The organism is Microbacterium sp. SW12 (assembly GCF_055391095.1).
Window position 1 is genome coordinate 2,123,387 of sequence record NZ_AP024335.1, and the last position, 12,688, is coordinate 2,136,074.

General features: G+C 68.0%; 8 protein-coding genes. 6 read left to right on the forward strand and 2 right to left on the reverse strand.

Annotated elements, in window-relative coordinates; genetic code table 11:
• Position 1 precedes the first annotated feature (1 nt).
• Positions 2-838 carry an aldo/keto reductase gene (locus tag MICSW_RS10760; protein ID WP_464495765.1) on the reverse strand — a complete coding sequence of 279 codons (837 nt, stop codon included), beginning with the start codon at positions 836-838 and terminating at the stop codon, positions 2-4.
• 187 nt (positions 839-1,025) lie between these two features.
• Here MICSW_RS10760 and MICSW_RS10765 point away from each other — a divergent pair, with 187 nt between their 5' ends.
• Positions 1,026-2,084 carry a serine/threonine-protein kinase gene (locus tag MICSW_RS10765; protein ID WP_464498342.1) on the forward strand — a complete coding sequence of 353 codons (1,059 nt, stop codon included), beginning with the start codon at positions 1,026-1,028 and terminating at the stop codon, positions 2,082-2,084.
• A gap of 1 nt (position 2,085) precedes the next feature.
• Positions 2,086-6,381: an Ig-like domain-containing protein gene (locus MICSW_RS10770; protein WP_464495768.1), complete on the forward strand. Its 4,296-nt coding sequence runs from the start codon at positions 2,086-2,088 to the stop codon at positions 6,379-6,381.
• Positions 6,382-6,793: 412 nt separating this feature from the next.
• On the opposite strand, the gene MICSW_RS10775 is transcribed toward MICSW_RS10770, so the two are convergent.
• A complete protein-coding gene (locus MICSW_RS10775; RefSeq protein WP_464495771.1) occupies positions 6,794-6,988 on the reverse strand; it encodes a hypothetical protein in 195 nt (64 codons plus the stop codon).
• Between the two features lie 255 nt (positions 6,989-7,243).
• On the opposite strand from MICSW_RS10775, the gene MICSW_RS10780 reads away from it, so the two are divergent.
• The 4 genes from MICSW_RS10780 (at position 7,244) to MICSW_RS10795 (ending at position 12,676) form a co-directional block, all read left to right on the forward strand.
• Complete coding sequence (locus tag MICSW_RS10780; RefSeq protein ID WP_464495773.1) at positions 7,244-7,966, forward strand: hypothetical protein; 723 nt, start codon at positions 7,244-7,246, stop codon at positions 7,964-7,966.
• Complete coding sequence (locus MICSW_RS10785) at positions 7,963-8,928, forward strand: AAA family ATPase (protein ID WP_228176965.1); 966 nt, start codon at positions 7,963-7,965, stop codon at positions 8,926-8,928. The genes MICSW_RS10780 and MICSW_RS10785 overlap by 4 nt, the downstream gene beginning before the upstream one ends.
• A gap of 62 nt (positions 8,929-8,990) precedes the next feature.
• On the forward strand, positions 8,991-10,274 hold the full coding sequence (locus tag MICSW_RS10790; protein WP_464495778.1) for a DUF58 domain-containing protein: 1,284 nt from the start codon (positions 8,991-8,993) through the stop codon (positions 10,272-10,274).
• On the forward strand, positions 10,271-12,676 hold the full coding sequence (locus tag MICSW_RS10795) for a transglutaminase domain-containing protein (RefSeq protein WP_464495780.1): 2,406 nt from the start codon (positions 10,271-10,273) through the stop codon (positions 12,674-12,676). The genes MICSW_RS10790 and MICSW_RS10795 overlap by 4 nt, the downstream gene beginning before the upstream one ends.
• Positions 12,677-12,688: the final 12 nt, after the last annotated feature.

A 12,688-nucleotide genomic window follows, 5' to 3' on the forward strand; every position in this document is an offset into this window, starting at 1 on the left:
CTCAGTTGACCTCGTCGGGATGCGCCGAGACACGCCCCGAACCATCGCCCGGGTCGATCGCATCGATTGCGGCGATCTCGTCATCCGTCAAGGCAAAATCGACGATGTCGATGTTCTCGGCGAGCCGGTCCCTGCGCACCGACTTCGGGAACACGATGTTGCCCTTGTCGAGGTGCCAGCGCAGCACGACCTGCGCCGGGGTCTTGCCGTGGGCAGCTGCCGCGTCCGCGACAGCCGGCACCGAGAAGAGGTCGTACTTGCCCTGACCGAGCGGGCCCCAGGCCTCGATCCGGATGCCGCGAGCGAGTGCCCACTCGACCACCTCCCGCTGCTGGTAGGCGGGGTGGAGTTCGATCTGGTTGACGACGGGGGCGACTCCGGTCTCGGCGATGATCCGCTCGAGGTGGGGAACAAGGAAGTTCGAGACCCCGATGCTTCGCGTGAGACCCTGCTCACGCAGGTCGATCAGGCGCTCCCACGCGTGCACATAGTTGTCGCGTGCCGGAGTCGGCCAGTGCACGAGGTACAGGTCGACGGCGTCGAGTCCGAGCTTGTCGAGGCTTTCGCCCAGCGCAGCTCGGGGTTCGTCGCCGTCGTGGCGGTCGTTCCAGAGCTTCGTCGTGATGAAAAGGTCCTCACGCGGGATGCCGCTCTCGGCGATCGCAGCACCGACCCCCTCTTCGTTGCCGTAGATGGCCGCCGTGTCGATATGCCGATAACCGAGTTCGAACGCCTCGAGCACTGCACGACGCGTGTCATCGGCCGGAACCTTGAACACGCCATAACCCACCTGCGGAATGCGGTTGCCATCGAGAAGCTGCAGCGTAGGAATCGTCATGATTCCAGCCTACGTGGATGCCTACAGCACCGGCTCAGGGGGTCGATTTAGGCTTGTCGCATGAATCGGGGGGCACACGGCGCAGATCGATCGACTCGCTGCGCCCACACGCTACCCCTCCGCACCCGGGGTTCCGGTGCCTAGCCGGCTTCCGGCAGCGGCGCCCACGCTCGCCGGATTCAGCTACGTGCGGCCGCTGGGGGCAGGCGGATTCGCTGACGTCTTCCTCTATGAACAGGACATGCCCCGTCGCGCAGTGGCGGTCAAGGTTCTCCTCGAAGACATCGTCGATGAGTCGTTGCTGCGCATGTTCGCGGCAGAGGCCGACGCGATGGCGCACCTGTCGGCACACCCCTCGATCCTCACGATCTACCAGGCCAGTGTTTCACCGGATGGGCGCCCGTACATCGTCATGGAGTACTGCCCGGCCTCCTTCGCGTCGCGATATCGGCGAGAGACGATCCCCGTCGACGAAGTGCTGCGAACGGGGGTGAAGGTCGCGTCGGCTCTCGAATCCGCGCATCGGGCGGGGCTCCTGCACCGCGACATCAAGCCGTCCAACATCCTGCTGACCGCCTACGGGATGCCTGTGCTGTCGGACTTCGGGATCGCCGCTTCGGTGTCAGCCCGGGAAGGCATCGAAGTCTTCGCGATGAGCGTTCCCTGGAGCGCGCCGGAGATCATCGATGAGCGCACGAGCGGCTCGGTGCCCGCCGAAGTGTGGAGCCTGGGTGCCACCGTCTACTCCCTCCTCGCCGGCCGCAGCCCGTTCGAGTTGCCGTCGCACAGCGACAACACGCGAGACCACCTGAAGTCCCGCATCCGCCGCGCCGGCTACACACCGATCGACCGCTCTGACGTGCCACCGAGCCTCGAGGACGTGCTTCGTCTCGCCCTCGCGAAGAACCCCGCCGACCGCTTCTCGTCAGCCGCGGAATTCGCCCACGCCCTGCAGTTGGTGCAGTACGACACCGGAATGCCCGTCACTCCGCTGGAGTTGGCCGGCGCCGTTGCCCTCCCCGAACGCGAGCAGGACGCAGCTCCCGTGTTCGTGCGCCCGCGAGTGCCGCACGACTCTCCGCGCCGGAGACGTCCCCGCGATCAGCGCACCGCCAACCGGCTGCCGAGCGACGACCTCCCCGAGGCCCCCGCGCCTCGCCGGACAGGGCTGATCTGGTCGCTGGTCGTGGGCGGCGCGATCATCGTCGCGGGAGTTGCCGCTGCCGTGATTGTGAGCGTGATCTGACATGGCCCGCCCGGCACGGACACGGCGGGGCTCTCCCTCGCGGTGGATGTGGGGTGGAGCGGCCGGACTGGCTGCAGTCCTCGTGGTGGGTTTGGCGGCAGTCTGGCCCGGCTACGATGCGCAGCAGGCACCCCTCGACGACGGCACGATCTGGGCCCTGCAGCGCTCGGCGGGCGGACACTACGCACGCGTCAATGCCGAACTCCTCGAACTCGACACTGTCAAACAGATCAGCCAGCCGACGACGCTCGCGCAGACGACTGACGCGGTGTGGGCATTCGCGGCATCCGCCACCCGCGTCGCCGGCATCGACCCCGCCACTCCCCCGGATCTGGACGCCGGCGGCGCCGACGCCTTCGTCGCGACTCCCGCCGGTACGCGATCCGTGTCGACCAGCGGCACCTCGGTGGCCTACCTCACCGAGGCCGGCGACATCTTCATCGGCGACCTGTCACGCCCGGGAGCTGCGCGCCTGGACATCGGAGACGAGGAGGATCCGTTCGCCGCAGACGCAGTCGCCGTCGGTCCCCTCGGCACCGTCGCCGCGTTCTCGGCGGATTCCGGCGAAATGGTGCGCGCGGATCTCGCGAGCGGCAGCATCCTCGGCGTTGATGAGGTTCCCGACGCCCCGGGCGAGGGCGCTTCACTGACCCTCGTCGGGCAGCGGTGGGTGATGCTGGATGCCGAGACCGGCCGGCTCTGGATCCAGGGCCTGTCAGCCCCGGTGGAGACGGCGATGCTGCCCGATGCGCGACTTGCAGCATCCAGTGACGGCGGCGACGAGGTCTTCCTCGCCGATTCGCAGGGGCTCGTCGCGGTGGCCCTCGGCGACGGTGCGCAGCGGCAGGTCACCGGCGGACTCGAGGTGCGCGGCGTGCCAGCCGCGCCCCGCACGCTCGGTGGTGAGGTCTTCGCCGCCTGGCTCGGACCGACCGGCGGCACGCTGTGGTCGCAGTCAACCGGCGATTCCGCCCTCGACTACGCCGGCGCAGAACTCGGAGCCGACCCGCTTCCCGAATTCTTGGGCACCGACCGGCGGCTCATTCTGAACGAGACACAGTCGGGGTGGGTGTGGACCGTACCCGCCGGCGATCTCGTGCCCTCATCGCAGTCATGGCAGATCGATGACCAGGTGAGCGCTGCGGAGTCGGACGATGCCGTTGCTCCCGAGGTCGTCGAGCCGAAGCCTCCCGTCGCCGAGAACGATGCCTTCGGTGTCCGAGCCGGCCGGGCCATAACCCTGCCCGTTCTCCTGAACGACCATGATCCGAACGAGGACGTGTTGAGCGTCGTTCCCGAATCAGTTTCAGCGTCAGCGTTCGGAACACCGGTGACGACCGATGCCGACCAGATTCTCACCATCGACGTGCCGGCCGATGCATCGGGCACCGCGACCTTCGAGTACCGCGTGACCGATGGCACTGCAGTGGAGGGCCTGACCTCCGACCTTGCCACCGTGACTCTCACGGTGGTTCCCGCAGATGAGAACGCCGCCCCGCTGTGGTGCGGGACCGAACGGTGCCTGGCGAACTGGCCGGAACCGGTTACGGCTCCCGGCGACACTGTCCGGTTCCCGATTCTTGATGCTTTCGTTGATCCCGAGGGTGACGCGCTGTATGTGTCAGCGGCGACCGTCGACGCGGGACCTGGCACTGTCACCGTCGATCCCGCGGGGATCCTGACGTATCAGCATCCGGATGCGAACGCGGAGGTCGCGACCGCCGCAACAGTGACTGTCACCGTCGCCGACAGCAGGGGCGCTGCGACCAGCCGTGCCCTCACCATCAGTGTCGCACCAACTCCACGGCTGGAGGCGGACTCGTTCGCCGTTACGTCGATTGTCGGCCGGTCTGTGACGGTCGAGCTACGCGACAGAGTGCGCGGAGGATCCGGGTCGCAGACGTTGTCGGCGGTGACCGCAGACAACGACGACTCCGGTATCTCCGTCAATGCCAGCGCCCTCTCGTTCTCGTACACGGCGCAGGCACCCGGGTCAACGGTGCTGACCTACACCATCCGGGACGGTGAGAGCGAACAAACCGCCACCGTTCGGGTGACCGCGGTCGCCTACAACGAGGCCGAGCTGTCAGCACCACCTCTCGTCGCGTTCGTCAGACCGAACGAGGACTCCACCGTCGATGTTCTGAGCGCCGTTTCCAACCCCGCACATCTGGTGCTGCTGGTCAGCGATGTTCGTCCTCAGGCCGCGGAAGGCGCATCCGTGAGCGTTGATCCGGTCGCGCAATCCACGATCCGAGTCAGCGGAACGACAGCCGACGGCACACCCGGTGAGATCGGCGTCGTCCGCTACACGATCTCGGATGGCACCGAAGACCCGTCGGCCGCGATCACGGGACAACTCACCGTAATCCTGTTGCCGGCGGCGACCGCCGATCCCCCGATTGCCGTGGCCGACTCCGCGACGGTGCGCGTGGGCGGACAGATCGACATCCCGGTGCTCGCGAACGATTCAGCGCCTGCGGGTGGGCAACTGGCAATCGATCCATCACTGGTCGTCAACGAGACGGATGCCGGGCTCGCGTTCGCAACGAGTCGAACCCTTCGCTACCTGGCACCCGACAGTCCCGGCGTATACAGCGTGACGTACACCGCTTACGGGGCGGGATACCCAGAGCTCACCGACAGCGCACGAGTCACTATCACGGTGCTCGGTGATGAGGCAAACACGCCACCCTCGCCCGTGACTCTCGAGGGCCGGGCGCTCAGCGGCACGTCGACCACAATCGACTTTGATCCGTTCGGGATCGACCCAGACGGTGACAGCGTCGCGTTGGACGCTGTCGTGGATCAGCCGGTCGACAGTAGCGGCTCACCTGCTGGTACGGCCACCATCTCACCGGACGGAACCAGCCTTATATACACCGCCCCCCCAGCATGGAGTGGGCAGACCTCCTTCACCTACCGGGTGCGCGATGGGCGCGGAGCCACAGCCACCGCGCTTGCCCTCGTAGGCGTGCGCGACGCCCAATCCGATCCTCGGCCGGTGACATTCTCTGACTACGTCCAGCTCGAGGGCGGCCAGTCCCCCGCACGCGAGACGACGATCACCCCGCTGGATAACGATGTCGACCCCTCCGGGGCCAAGCTCACGCTCGTGGGGGTCAGACCGAATGCCCAGCCGGGGACTTCCGAGTACGACGACCTGGACGCGATGCTCGCGGATGTCGACCTCGAGGGCGGGTCCGTCGCCGTGCGCGCGGGCGATGCGCTGGGCACTTTCTCTTTCGTGTACACAGTGACCAACGCCGCCGGCGATACCGCGATGGGGCTTATCGTCCTCAAGGTCGTCCGAAATCCGGTTCCCGACTACCCGGAGGTACGCGACACGGTCTTGACCGCCGAAACCATCGACGGGTTCGACAAGGGCATAGACGTACTCACAGACAAGGTCACGTGGGCAGGTGGCGATCCTGACTCTGTGAAGCTCGCGCTCTGGCGGGAGAGTTCAACCGTGACCGTTTCCGGTCGTCGCATCGCAGGGACCGCTCAGCCTGAGGCGATGGTTATTCCCTTCAGCGTCACTGGGTCGGCGGCAGACGGATCCACTGTTACCTCCTACGGCTTCCTGCGCGTACCGGGCGAGTCGGAGCTTCGCCCGACTCTGCGTACCGGAACCGGCGCGTTCACTGTCGGAGAGAACGATTCAGTCGAGGTCGGCCTCGCCGGGATCATCACCGTACCCCGTGGCGCCGAGCTCGAGGTTTACCCGCTCGCCACAACAGGTGGCGCGCGGGGCGGAGCTTCCTGCGAACTGGTGGGAGCGACGACGCTCCGCTACACGGCAGGGCCCGGAGCTCCGTGGAACGACACCTGCGCGATCCAGGCGCGCCGGGTGGGCGCGCAGGACTGGACGGTCCTGACGATTCGGTTCCTGATCGAGGCCGAGGCGCCGCAGCCAATTCTCTCCGCCGCCTCACGGACGCTCAGTCCCGGACAGACGGAGACGTACGACCTGCAGCAGATGACAACATGGACCGGCGCTCCCAACTGGAGCTCGCTCCAGTTCGCGGTTGAGGCGCCGGGCGACCAGTTCAAGGTCTCGCTCACCGGTTCGCGCCTGGAAGTCACGGGAGTCGACAACGCGAATCCGGGTCGCACGGAAGTCGTTCTCGTGCGACTGGTGAGCCACCCGGACACCGAACCTGCAGCCCTGACACTCGTGGTCGGCCCAGCGCCGTCAACGCTACCCAAGGCTGGCACGGTGACGCAGCAATGCTCGCAGGCGGGGGAACCACCTCATGCGAGATTCCGGTCGTGGGCGTGGCGGGTGAAGTGAACCCCCTTCCCGGAACACCGCTGCGGCTCGCGTCGGTCACATCTCCCACAAACTGCTCAGACGTCACCTTCGCGGTAGCTTCGGCATCTACGGTGCGGGCCACATGGACCGCCGACGCGGCTGGCGCGTCGGATTGCACGGGCGCGTTCGTTCTCGCCGATGCCCAGGGGCGCTTATCCAACGGCGAGCGCACCGGTACAGTGGTGCTCGATCTTCGTGGTCTTCCCGCCGGTCCCACGACGATCGAGTGGACAGCGTTCGATGCGACATCCGTCACCCTGCGCGTAACAGGCGCTCTCGGCTCCTACCCCGCTGTGGAGTCCTTCCGGGTGAGCGGGGGCGGTCAAGACATCACGTGCGGCGCCAACGGACTCTGCCCAGCGATCACTGCCGAGGCCGGGAAGAAGATCCGTTACCAGGCCTGGGCGGTCAACAGCGTGGGTGAGTCCCGGGCCGCCACCAGCCCCGTGACCGCCTGGCCGTATCTCGCGCCCAGCGCACCACGGTCGGCGTCCGCCCACCCCGTCCCGACCGCCGACGGCAGCGGCGCCGTCGCCGCCGTGACGATAGGCGGGTTCGACCCGACCACCGGATCGGTTCGGGTCACGAGCCCCGTTACGGGAGACTCAGAGACTCTCCCGGTTCCCTCGGACGGGGGCGAGGTCGTCTTCCCGGAGTTTGCCGTGGGAGCCAACCGGCAGACGACACTGAGCGTGACGCCGCTTTCTCGCTTCGACTACCCCCCGATCGCGTCGGGCACGACCGAAGGGACCACCACATCTGTCGTTGCGTACGGGATCGGCGCCCCCGGCTGCAGCTTCGCCTCGAGCCAAGTGACGACGGCAGCGGAGAGGTGCGCGCGGTGGCGACAGTCGCAGCGAACGGGGTCGACACCGAGCTGTGGGTCGGGATCACCACCGGAAGCACCTGCACCGTGGAATTCGTCGGAAACGTGACCAGCGGCGAGGTCAACGAGGTCATCTCCGGCACCGTCTGGGAGGACACCACCGCCCGCGCGTGCGCCGAGTACCGGATCGGATCGACATCGTTCGGCCGTGCCACGGCGGGGCCGGTCACCGCGCAACCGACCGAACCGATCCCCGCCCCGTCGGGAACCACGACCTACACTGTCGACCCCGCGCCCACGGTGTCGGGACAGACCGCCACCTGGACGCGAGTGAGTGGGCCCTCGCTCGATCATCCCCGCTACGAGGCGCGCTACGGCCCGCCCCGAACGACGGACTTCGCGAGCCTCTTCCGCACCGGCACCGACCCCGGAACGGTCCAAGCCTGGTGGTGCGTCGGCGATGCGTGCTCCGACGAGGCGACGACGATCACGCCGACCGGTGCCGCGTACACGACACAGGTCGTCTTTCCCGCCACCTGCGACACAGGCGGCCAGCCGTCGGCGACGATGGTGGATGCCGCACCAGCCGACTACAGCATCACAACCAGCGGAACGCCGTCGGCAGACGGCACCGAGACGGCGTGGGAGATCACTGTCTCGTTCTCTGGTCGCCTGAGTGGCCTCGACGCTTACACCCACACGGGCCTGGTGTGCCCTACCCCCGAGAGGACTCCATGACCGTCACAGCCGACCAGGTGACCAGGTTCCACGACACGTTCCGCGTCCTGGTCGAGAACGTCGAGCGTGTGGTTCTCGGCAAGCGCCACGTCATCGAGCTCGCCTTCACGGCGATGATCTCGCAAGGGCATTTGCTTCTCGAGGACTATCCGGGCACCGGAAAGACCTCGCTGGCCCGAGCCATGGGGCAGAGTGTCGACGGGGTCAGCTCCCGCATCCAGTTCACCCCGGATCTGCTCCCGGGCGACGTGACAGGCATCACCGTCTACGACCAGAAGCGCGGCGAGTTCGAGTTCCACCGCGGGCCGGTCTTCGCGAACATCGTGCTGGCCGACGAGATCAACCGGGCAAGCCCGAAGACCCAGTCTGCACTGCTCGAGGTGATGGAAGAGGGCCATGTCACGATCGACGGTGTGACCAGGCCGGTCGGCCAGCCCTTCCTCGTGGTCGCGACCCAGAACCCCATCGAACAGGCCGGAACCTACCGGCTCCCGGAGGCCCAGCTCGACCGGTTCCTCATCAAGGCGACCCTGGGGTACCCCGACCACGCCGCGACGCTGCGCATCCTGGAGGGCACCGCGACCGAGCGTGTCGAACTCTCCCCGGTCGTGTCTCTGGATGGCATCCGCGGGATGTCGGCGCTGGCCCGCGACGTTTATGTCAGCCCGGTCGTGCTCGACTACATCGCGCGGGTCGTCGACGCCACGCGCGCGGCTGTCGAGGTACGCCTGGGCGTGAGCGTCCGCGGCGCCATCGCCCTCACACGTGCGGCGAAGACCTGGGCAATCGCACACGGCCGCGGGTTCGTGACACCTGACGACGTGAAGGCTCTCGCCGAGGCGGTGCTCGCACACCGACTCGTGCTGGACCCGGAGGCAGAGTTCGACGGCGTCACCGCCCGTGCGGTGATCGGCCAGGTCCTGCTGGATGTCGCTCCGCCGACGCAGCGCGAGGCGCCATGACGCCCACTCCCTCACCGCTCACCAGGGAGGTGACCGCGACACAGGCGAGCAGCCGAACGCGGATGACGCAGACCCACGGGACCACCGTCATCGCCATGCGCGGAGTCGGAGTGTGGCACCGCCTCACTGCGCACGTTGTCAGCGCGTGGCGGTGGCTCCGGGGCGTCGTGCGACCGGGAGGCTGGCTCGCACTGATCGTCGCGACTGTGGCACTCGGTATCGGCGTCAGCTTGGGGATCGCCGAACTGATCGCTGCCGGCACCCTCGCGGGGGTTCTGCTGCTGCTCGCGCTCCCGTTCCTCCTGCGCGCGCGGCCGTACACCGTCGATTTCACTCTCGCTCACGACCGCGTCGTCGCAGGCTCCAGCGCCCACGCGCAGATCACGGTACGAAACGAAACGTCACCGGTCGTTCTGCCAGGAACCATCGATATTCCGGTCGGGACGGGAATCATCGACATCGCGGTCCCCCTCTTGCGTGCCGGCACCTCCCACGTCGAGGCTGTCGAGATCCCCGCGCCGCGCCGTGGCGTCGTCTCGATCGGACCGATCAGCTCGGTGCGCGGCGACCCCCTGGGTCTGCTGCGCAGGGAGGCGACGTGGTCGCAGACGCGCACGCTCTACATCCACCCGCGGACCACCGCCATTCCGCCAACGTCTGCGGGCTTCATCCGTGACCTCGACGGTCGGCCTTCCTCCGTCCTGGTCGATTCGGACATCTCCTTCCACGCGATTCGCGAGTACGTTCCCGGCGACGCGCAGCGCCATGTCCACTGGAAGTCGACGGCCAAGACCGGCACCCTGATGGTGCGCCAGTATGAGCAGACCCGCCGGTCTCGGATGGTCATCGCCATCGACACGGATCGAGACAGCTACCGGGACGAGGAGGAGTTCGAACTCGCCGTCAGCGTTGCAGCCTCGCTCGGGGTCCGCGGCGTGCGCGACGGGCGGGATGTTCAGGTCGTCGTCGGCGAAGAACTTCCCGAGTTCGCGCGCAGTCGAGTGCGCGCGATCCGGGAGCTTCCGACGATGACCGAACGCATCGTGATGGACGCCCTCGCCGGCGTGACAAGCCACGATGCAGTCAACCCGCTGTCCGAGGTCGCGGCGCTGGCCGTCGAGGCGCACAGCGACGTCTCGCTCGCCTTCCTGGTGTGCGGCTCGACCATGACGGCAGCCGGCCTGCAGCGGTCCGCTCTGGCGTTCCCGTCCCATGTCGGGGTTGCGGCGGTGGTCTGCGACCTCGAGGGCGAGCCACGGCTGCGGCGACTGGGCGAAGCGACGGTCATCTCCGTCGGCGTTCTGGATGACTTGCGCCAGATCCTGCTGCGCGGAGCACAGTCGTGAGACCGGCAATGGTCGTCGGGACCGCAGCCTTCATGGTCGTCGCGGCCGCCGTCGGCGCGATCGGCATGTGGCCGATCTACGAGGACCCCTGGTTCCTTGTGATGGCAGCCGCAGCGATAGCACTCTCGATCGGCATCGGCTCGATCGCGCTTGCGCGCTCGTGGGTGTGGTGGCGGACGGCTATCGCCTTTGCAACGGTCTTCGTCGTGGCAGGCGTGCCCTTGGCGGTTCCCGCGGTCCTCACCGACCCCAGCCAGATTCCCGCTGCTCTGATCGGAGTGCTCAGTGCGCCGGTAACGGGGCCGAACAACCTGCTCACTCTCGAGCTGCCGCTGGGCACGTACCAGGCGACGCTGGCGCCCGCGTTCCTGGTGCTGCTTCTGGCACCGGGTGCGGCGCTGGCCATCGGGGCGAGAAGGTCCCGGTGGTGGGGGCTCGCGGCACCGATCGCGCTGACGCCGGCAACGTTCGCGATCGTGTTCGGCGCAACGACCGCGACGGCCGGCATTCTCGCGGCAGTCCCGATCCCCGGCCTCCGTGAGGCGCTGATCGGCATCGCCTCGTGCAGCACAGTGCTGCTCTGGATGCTGTGGCGCGCGGTGATGGTGCGGCGCCTCGCCCTACGCGAAGCGGGCGGCATCCGTCAGCGTCCGGCCCGCCGCGCGGCGATGGGCCGGGCTGCGATCGGCACGAGCATGCTCCTCATCGCGGTCGTCGCGGCTGTCAGCATCACCCCGGTCCTCACGGCACTGCACCCCCGAACGGTTCCCCGCTCGGCGAGCGAACCGATCATCCGTCTCGCCCAGGAGGCTAGCCCCCTGTCGACGTATCGCGCGATGTTCGCCGCCGACACCGCTGACGAGGTCCTCTTCGAGATCACGACAGCAGGCGTCGACCGAGTGCGACTTGCCACCCTGGCCTTCTACGACGGGCAGCTGGCTCGGGTCACCGACCCAGCTGCCGGGATCAACGACCCCGCCACGGCTTACACGCGACTCCCCTCGGCACGCCTCGTCGGCGGCGACGGAGTGCGGGCAGACGTCGTCATCGGCGAGTATTCCGGTCTCTGGGTACCGACAGTGGGAACGGTGGCCGCTATCGCCTTCGACGGCCCCGACCGCGCGGCGCTGGCCGACGGCTTCTTCTACGACGCTGCGGCAGGCTCGGGCATCGACATCAGCCCCGTCTACGGTGCGGGAACCAGCTACACGCTCCGCGCCGCGGCTCCCGCATCGATGGAGCTGTCGGAGGCGACACCGCCTCGCTCGGCGCCGACCCTGGATGAGACCATCGTCCCTGAGAGCCTCACGCAATGGATCCGCCTGCAGGAGGCGGGGAGTGCGGGTGCGGGCCTGGCAGACCTCGTCGATCGGCTGCGACAGCGCGGATATCTCAGCCACGCCCTCGAGACACCGCCTCCCGGCACCGGATGGGTCGCCGACCTCGGCGACTACACCTTCGCGCCCAGTCGCGCCGGACACTCCACCGACCGCATCGACGCCCTCTTCACCGCACTCGTGAACCGCCAGACCCAGCTTCCCGATGCGACGGATGCCGAACTTGTGGCGGCTGTCGGTGATGACGAGCAGTTCGCCGTGGCGGCGGCGATGATCGCCGACCAGCTCGGTTTCCCCTCCCGGATCGTGGTCGGCGCGCGCCTGCAGGCAGAAGACGGTTCGGCGGCGGGTGTCCCGCCGTGCGAGGACGGAACGTGCCGAGGGCGCAACATCACGGCATGGCTCGAGGTCCAAGACGTCTCCGGCACTTGGATTCCGGTCGATGTCACTCCCCAGCATGAGATCCCGATGGATGCCGTCGTCGACGAACGGCGTGACCCGGAGAACGCCACCGACGTCGAGAGCGAGCGCGCCGAGGTCGTCAAGCCGCCCGAGGCCGACCCGGCGGACGCTGACCCTCGCACCTCCGACGATCCGGAGAGCGAGGCCGACCTGTCGAGCCTGGTGCTGGGGGTGCAGATCGCGGGCAGCATCCTGCTCGTTCTGGCCATCCTGCTCGGGCCGCTCGCGGTGATCGTTGCCGTCAAGGCGTGGCGCCGCCGTCGACGCCGCCGGGCGGCTCTGCCTGCCGAGCGCATCCTCGGGGGCTGGGATGAGTGGGTCGACGCGACGATCGACAGTGGTGGGCCGCTGCCCGCCACCCGCACGCGCACCGAGATCGTCGAGGCCGTCGGCGGGGCCGATGATGCTCGCGCACTCGCGATGATCGCCGACCACGCCAGTTTCGCCGACGAGTCGCCGCAAGACGAGGAAGCCACCGCGTTCTGGCAGCTGGTCGACCGCGAGCGCGAGCGACTGGGCGAAGCGGGGTCCTGGCGCGATCGGGTACGGGCGACGCTCTCGCTGCGATCACTGCGCCGCGGCCGGCGTGATCGACGACCGTAGCGGTTACGATCG

What these genes read in the sequence shown, in the direction of transcription:
- MICSW_RS10785 (WP_228176965.1), top strand. Translation starts at nt 7,963, where the DNA reads ATGACCGTCACAGCCGACCAGGTGACCAGGTTCCACGACACGTTCCGC.
- MICSW_RS10760 (WP_464495765.1), bottom strand. Translation starts at nt 838, where the DNA reads ATGACGATTCCTACGCTGCAGCTTCTCGATGGCAACCGCATTCCGCAG.
- MICSW_RS10770 (WP_464495768.1), top strand. Translation starts at nt 2,086, where the DNA reads ATGGCCCGCCCGGCACGGACACGGCGGGGCTCTCCCTCGCGGTGGATG.
- MICSW_RS10790 (WP_464495778.1), top strand. Translation starts at nt 8,991, where the DNA reads ATGACGCAGACCCACGGGACCACCGTCATCGCCATGCGCGGAGTCGGA.